This is a genomic window from Candidatus Symbiothrix dinenymphae, assembly GCF_001431085.1.
Genome location: NZ_BBRU01000330.1, coordinates 1 through 504 on the forward strand (window position 1 = coordinate 1; position 504 = coordinate 504).

At 47.0% G+C, this 504-nt stretch carries 1 protein-coding gene and 1 pseudogene; one reads left to right on the top strand and one right to left on the bottom strand.

Annotated features, from left to right (window positions below):
• Window positions 1–248: LptF/LptG family permease (locus ASC50_RS04000; protein ID WP_158648403.1), on the top strand; the 248-nt coding region annotated here is incomplete at its 5' end.
• A gap of 55 nt (window positions 249–303) precedes the next feature.
• Here the strand turns inward: ASC50_RS04000 and ASC50_RS04005 are convergent.
• Window positions 304–504: pseudogene (locus ASC50_RS04005) on the bottom strand (hypothetical protein); the annotation flags it as partial.

Sequence of the window (504 nt, forward strand, 5' to 3'; positions counted from 1 at the left end):
ATGCAATGACGTTTGCCTCGTTCATTCTCACCATCATTGGTGTGTCCATTTCATCGCGCAAAGTGAAAGGCGGCATGGGGCTAAACCTCGGTCTGGGGCTGCTGTTGAGCTTTTCCTACATCCTGTTCATGCAAATCACGCTGACGTTCGCCATCTCCGGTCTGGTAAGCCCATTCATAGCCGCATGGATTCCAAATGTGGTGTACGTCTTCATAGCAGCATGGCTGTATAAGAAGGCACCGCGATGAAATTATTAAAACAGCGAAAACTGTCCGAAAGATTGCGATTTCGGGCGGTTTAAAATTATTCATGTCTCATCTCCGTTTTAGGGGCAACGCGGTCGGCTGTGAATCCAACCACTTTGCGTGGCTTGTTGATAATGTGTTTGTACGCTTGCAATTCTGCCAACGATGTGTTGATTAGTTCAAACTGCATTCGCGAATCTTCGTTGATGTCGTTGTAGTCGGCAAAAGCATCTTCTATGTTGGCAGTGAGCCGTTTAAC